6 protein-coding genes and 1 rRNA gene are annotated in these 5,747 nt (G+C 33.7%); 6 read left to right on the top strand and 1 reads right to left on the bottom strand.

The features are described 5' to 3' along the window. Positions 1–506 precede the first annotated feature (506 nt). The 6 genes from AC22L0_RS29135 (at position 507) to AC22L0_RS29110 (ending at position 5,583) form a co-directional block, all read left to right on the top strand. On the top strand, positions 507–1,220 hold the full coding sequence (locus AC22L0_RS29135) for a response regulator transcription factor (RefSeq protein WP_000651991.1): 714 nt from the start codon (positions 507–509) through the stop codon (positions 1,218–1,220). After that, positions 1,210–2,223 (top strand): sensor histidine kinase, encoded by a 1,014-nt coding sequence (locus AC22L0_RS29130; protein WP_139894267.1) that lies wholly within the window; start codon positions 1,210–1,212, stop codon positions 2,221–2,223. The genes AC22L0_RS29135 and AC22L0_RS29130 overlap by 11 nt, the downstream gene beginning before the upstream one ends. A gap of 68 nt (positions 2,224–2,291) precedes the next feature. Further along, positions 2,292–3,221, top strand: coding sequence for an ABC transporter ATP-binding protein (locus AC22L0_RS29125; protein ID WP_000074580.1), 930 nt, complete (start codon positions 2,292–2,294; stop codon positions 3,219–3,221). Further along, positions 3,214–3,951: an ABC transporter permease gene (locus tag AC22L0_RS29120; RefSeq protein WP_000247716.1), complete on the top strand. Its 738-nt coding sequence runs from the start codon at positions 3,214–3,216 to the stop codon at positions 3,949–3,951. The genes AC22L0_RS29125 and AC22L0_RS29120 overlap by 8 nt, the downstream gene beginning before the upstream one ends. A 17-nt stretch (positions 3,952–3,968) precedes the next feature. Then, on the top strand, positions 3,969–4,766 hold the full coding sequence (gene uppP, locus AC22L0_RS29115) for an undecaprenyl-diphosphate phosphatase UppP (RefSeq protein WP_087964911.1): 798 nt from the start codon (positions 3,969–3,971) through the stop codon (positions 4,764–4,766). 358 nt (positions 4,767–5,124) lie between these two features. Continuing rightward, a complete protein-coding gene (locus AC22L0_RS29110) occupies positions 5,125–5,583 on the top strand; it encodes an ASCH domain-containing protein (protein ID WP_001072418.1) in 459 nt (152 codons plus the stop codon). Between the two features lie 76 nt (positions 5,584–5,659). Here AC22L0_RS29110 and rrf read toward each other — a convergent pair. Then, a 5S ribosomal RNA gene (gene rrf, locus AC22L0_RS29105) occupies positions 5,660–5,747 on the bottom strand; the annotation flags it as partial.

Here is a 5,747-nt window from a genome sequence, read left to right as displayed (position 1 = left end):
CCTGAGCCAGGATCAAACTCTCCAATAAAGTTAGTTTGTCTAGCATCTAAAATAAAAATTGACGTTTCACGTTGTTTGTTTCGTTCAGTTTTCAAAGAACTACTTGGTCGCTCATTTGCGACTTCTTTATGTTAACATTTTCATCTTTCAATGTCAACTAAGTTTTTCATTTCGTTTGTCGCTTGCGATGTTATTGTCATCGGCGACTTGTTCTATATTACACCTCTAAAGTATAATCGTCAACACCTTTTTATAAATAATTTCAATTTAATATTTTTATGCTCTTTTAGCTAGATACGTCTCTATAGGATTTCATTATCGGAGCACACCTTCTGCTTCTCTTTAATTTATTTTTCCAAATATATTCAAGTTAATTTGAACTCTAGACTTAACTTGTGTGGACGTTTTCCTCCAACAAAACTAGCAACCTTATTTTAACAAATACTAGTATATAATTAGAGAGTTGTTGTACTATCAATAAAACTCTATTAGAAGCAGGTGAAGATATGAAAGATATACGTATCCTTATAGCAGACGACGATAAAGAAATCCGAAATTTATTAAAAATATATTTAGAACGAGAATTATACATGGTAGACACTGCAATCAACGGCGAAGAAGCCTTGCATTTATTTAATCAAAATAAATATAACCTCGTTATATTAGATCTTATGATGCCCAAAATAGATGGAATCGAGGTATGTAAAAAACTTAGAGATAAAACTAACGTACCTATATTAATGCTCACAGCTAAAGATCACGAAGTTGATAAAATTTTAGGTTTAAGCATTGGTGCTGATGATTATATTACGAAACCTTTCAGCATTCACGAAGTAATTGCACGAGTAAAAGCTCTTATGCGGCGTTTTTTAGTTCTCGGAAGTAACAATACTGCTCAAGAAAAAACAACTTTATCTTTTAAAGGACTAACTATCAATTTAAATACATACACAGTTCATACAAACAAAGAAGAAATTAGCTTAACCGGAAAAGAATTGGAACTGTTAAAATTCTTTACTTCAAACCCAGGGCAAGTATTTACAAAAACACAGCTCTTCCGAAATGTGTGGGACGATAATTATATAGAAGATGACAATACCGTTATGGTACATATTCGAAAACTTAGAAAGAAAATAGAAATTGACCCTTCCAATCCAAAATTTATTCAGACTATATGGGGAATTGGTTATAAGTTTGTAGGTGAAAAGCTTGAAGACTGATAAAACCCTCTTCCTTATTTCATTACAACTTATCATTTGCGGGATTTTAAACATACAAATAGGCCCAAGATTAAAAATGTCTTTATTTATTATCCTTATCTTAATTACAATTTATCTCTTCTTTTCAAGAATACAATTCATTCAACAGCGTAAAGCAATGGATACTAAATTAAGTCGTGTACTAAAAGGAAACTTACAAACGAGATTATTCACAAGCAATGACCACTCATTACATAATATCGTTTTTTCAATAAACGAGCTAATAGCTAAATTAGAGCAGGTTCAGATTGAAGCCAAAAGATCCGAGGAATCCAGAAAACAACTTTTGTCTAGTATCTCCCACGATATACGAACACCACTCACCTCCATCATCGGATATATAGATGCTTTGAAAGACGGAGTTGCTGCTTCTGAAATAGAAAAACAAGAATATCTTAAAATACTCTATATGAAATCAAATAACTTAAAGCACCTAGTTGATGAAATATTCAATATGGCGAAGCTAGACGCTAATGAATTTCCACTAAAAGAAGAAGAACTCGACTTTTCTGAAGTTACTAGAGAAGTTTTGATTGAATTTTTACCTGAGCTCTCAAAACATAACATCGAACTGCAAATTCTCATACCAGAGTCTACTTGTCCTATCATCGCAGATCATCTAAGCATTATGCGGATTATCGGTAATTTAATGAAAAATGCAATTTATTACGGAAAGGATGGGAAAACAATAGGAGTCGAACTGCTAGAAGCTGATGCAGAATACAAACTTCATATTTGGGATCAAGGCCCTGGTATTCCAAAACATGATTTACAAAACATATTTGAGCGAATGTACCGAAGCGAACAATCAAGAAACTCTTCATTTGGTGGTAGCGGTCTCGGACTCTCTATTTCTAAAGCACTCGTTGAAAAAAATGGTGGGCATATATGGGTTGAAAGTACTCCATGGAAACGAACTACTTTCGGCTTTTCTATTCCAAAACACAATACTTTTAAGAAATAGTTAAGAAATGATTAATATGCAGTTAAGCCTTCCTTTTTATGATGTAAGTAAGAACTTATAGAAAGCAGGTGTCTCCTATAAATACAATTATAAAAACGACTAACCTTACTAAAGTATATGGCAATCAAAAATCAGTAGATAATTTAAATATTAATGTTCAACAAGGAGAGATTTATGGCTTCATAGGCCGCAACGGTGCTGGTAAAACAACAACCATTCGTATGCTGCTTAGTCTTATAAAACCTACAAGTGGAACGATTGAAATATTCGGAGAGAACTTATTCCAAAATCAAAAAGATATTTTAAGCAGAATTGGTTCTATAGTTGAAGTTCCAGGATTTTATGAAAACTTAACTGCAAAAGAAAACCTACTAATTAATGCAAAGATAATTGGGGTTCACAAAAAGAATGCTATCGAAGAAGCATTAGAAATAGTAGGCTTGCAGCATGAGACAAAAAAGTTAGTAGGAAAGTATTCTTTAGGAATGAAGCAACGCTTAGGAATTGCACGCGCTCTTCTCCATTATCCTGAGCTACTCATATTAGATGAACCAACTAACGGACTAGACCCTATTGGTATTAAAGAAATGCGAAAACTTATTCATTCTTTAGCTCAAGAAAGAAATATAACAATACTCATTTCTAGTCACATATTAGCCGAGATAGAACAGTTGGTCGATCGTATCGGAATTATTCATGAAGGAAAGTTACTAGAAGAAGTTTCTCTTGATACGCTGCGCAAAGCAAACCGTAAGTACATAGAGTTTCAAGTGAATAATGACGATAAAGCTGTGATGTTATTAGAAAATCATCTTCAAATTTTTGATTATGAAGTACATGATGAAGGAAATATTCGTATTTACTCTCATTTTGGACAACAAGGATACATAAACAGAACGTTTGTTCTTAACGGTATTGAAGTATTAAAAATGATGATAAGCGAAGATAGACTAGAAGATTATTTCACCAAACTAGTTGGAGGTGGAACAATTGGTTAATCTACTCTATACAGAACTCTTAAAACTAAAACGCTCTAATATGTTTTTAATTAGCATTATTGGTGCTGGTGTCGCACCTTTCTTAGTTGTAGTAGCCTCTTATATACATATAAAAACAAAACAGCCTACTCCAACTATTTGGTTCCATCAATTATTCACTGACGTTAACTTATATACTACTTTAGTTATAGGATTCCCCTTATATGGAGTAGTGGTTGCATATTTGCTTACCCGCGAATATGCAGAAGATACACTGAAAAATTTACTAACTATCCCCGTGTCGCGCATTAGCTTTATTATAAGTAAATTCATCATTCTCTTTCTTTGGATTATGATGCTAACTTTAGTCGCTTGGGCACTTACTTTAATATTAGGGCTATTGGGGAACTTCCCTGGCTTTAACATTTCTTTACTTTTAGGTTCTTTCCTAGAATTTTTAATATGTGGTGGACTTCTCTTTCTATTGTCTTCACCTATTGTGCTACTAACTCTTGTAATGAAGAGCTATGTACCGCCCATTATATTAACAGTCATTATTACAATGACTAATCTTATGCTCGTAAACTCCAAGCATAAAGATTTATTTCCGTGGACCGCTACTCTAGATATCGCAAATAACGAATTACAACCGACATATCCACCAGAGTATTCTTATATCATCATTGCAGTAACGACAATTTCCGGATTTATTGCAACACTATTCTATTTTAAAAAAGTAGACATTCATTAATTTGTAGGAGTGAAACTATGAGCGATATCATTATTGCCTTCATACTCGGTATTGTAGAAGGATTAGCTGAATTTTTACCTATATCCTCTACTGGCCATCTTATATTAGTCGGGCATTTATTAGGCTTTGAGGGAGAAAGAGCGAAAACGTTTGAAATTGTTATTCAGCTAGGCGCAATTTTAGCCATTGCAATTTTATATCATAAACGTCTCGTTTCTTTATGTAATATTAAGCCTCTTCTACAGAAAGAAAAAAAATTCAACGCGTTCCATGTATTTCTTGGCGTATTTCCGGCAGTGGTTGCTGGTTTGCTACTACATGATATTATTAAAACATACTTATTCCAGCCATACACTGTTGTGATTGGACTTGTAGCAGGTGCAATTCTTATGCTCTTTGCAGAAGTAAAAAAGAAAGAGGCAGCAGCCTATTCACTGGACGATTTAACATACCGCCAAGCTTTAACAATCGGATTATTTCAGTGCTTAGCAGTATACCCTGGCTTCTCTAGAGCTGGCTCTACTATCTCTGGAGGTCTATTAGCAAAAGTAAATTATAAGACTGCATCTGAATTCTCTTTTCTAATAGCTCTTCCTGTAATGGTTGGGGCTACAGGCTTAGACTTACTAAAAAGTTGGAAGTATTTAAGTGTCGATGACATCCCTATGTTTGCGGTAGGATTCATTACCTCTTTTATAGTAGCGATGCTAGCGGTAGTAACTTTTCTAAAGCTTTTAGAGAAGATAGGTTTAAAACCTTTTGCGTACTATCGTATTTTGTTGGCTATCTTATTTACGCTTTTCGTATTGCTATAGATTCATATAAGTCACATATTATTAAACTGATATTCAATTTAGAATATCAGTTTTTTCATCTATTTCAACTCTAGTATTACTCACTTCAATATGGCATAGTGATAATAAACTACCATTCATAATCTGAACGTTCTTTAAGTAACTACATCCTTTATCATAAAATGCAATTGGAAAATTAAAGATTCCATATATGTACAGAACATATTTACAAACTATATTCACTCCACATAGTATCTTTTTAATTTGCAACACACCGCTACAACTTTTAAATGAGTACAAAGACATACTAAATAAGTAAGTAAATTTCCTAGGAATTATAAAGAGACTAAATATGAATTAGAGTGAGGTAACGATAAAAATGAATCAATTAGCACAAACATATTGGGATACTTATTGGGGAAACAACAAAAAACCAGAATCTGTTACAGCTTGGCAATTTGGGGATGCCCCTAATTATCTTGCACAACTAGTAATTGACGGTATTAAAACCGCTACATGCTCCGGTCACATTTTTTATGAATTAGAACATGAATCACTACCGACTACTATTGATTATAGTATTATACTCAATAGTAATGATGAACCTGTAGCTATTATTAAGACAATAGAAGTAACTGTAACACCAATGAATGAAGTAAGCGAAGAATTCGCTATCGCTGAAGGCGAAGGAGATCGTACTTATAATTACTGGAGAGACACCCATGTTCGTTTTTTTACAAAGGAACTAAATGAGCTTGGTCTTAATTTCTCTGAAGATATGTTACTCGTCTGTGAGCGTTTTGAACTTGTTGATGTGAACAATAAAGTGAAATTTTAATAAACTGAGATTTACCAGCCATTCTTATTTTTATAAAACACAAAAAAGACGAGTCATTCTGACTCGTCTTAAAGTTGCTTGGCGACGTCCTACTCTCACAGGGACAAGGTCCCAACTACCATCGGCGCTAGAGAGCTTAACTTCCGTGTTCGGTATGGGAACGG

The sequence above is a fragment of the Bacillus sp. LQ01 genome, from assembly GCF_057624735.1.
The sequence above is the reverse complement of the archived record's forward strand: the minus strand, read 5'-3'. Positions and strand labels throughout refer to the sequence as shown.

What these genes read in the sequence shown, in the direction of transcription:
- AC22L0_RS29135 (WP_000651991.1), top strand. Translation starts at nt 507, where the DNA reads ATGAAAGATATACGTATCCTTATAGCAGACGACGATAAAGAAATCCGA.
- uppP (WP_087964911.1), top strand. Translation starts at nt 3,969, where the DNA reads ATGAGCGATATCATTATTGCCTTCATACTCGGTATTGTAGAAGGATTA.
- AC22L0_RS29110 (WP_001072418.1), top strand. Translation starts at nt 5,125, where the DNA reads ATGAATCAATTAGCACAAACATATTGGGATACTTATTGGGGAAACAAC.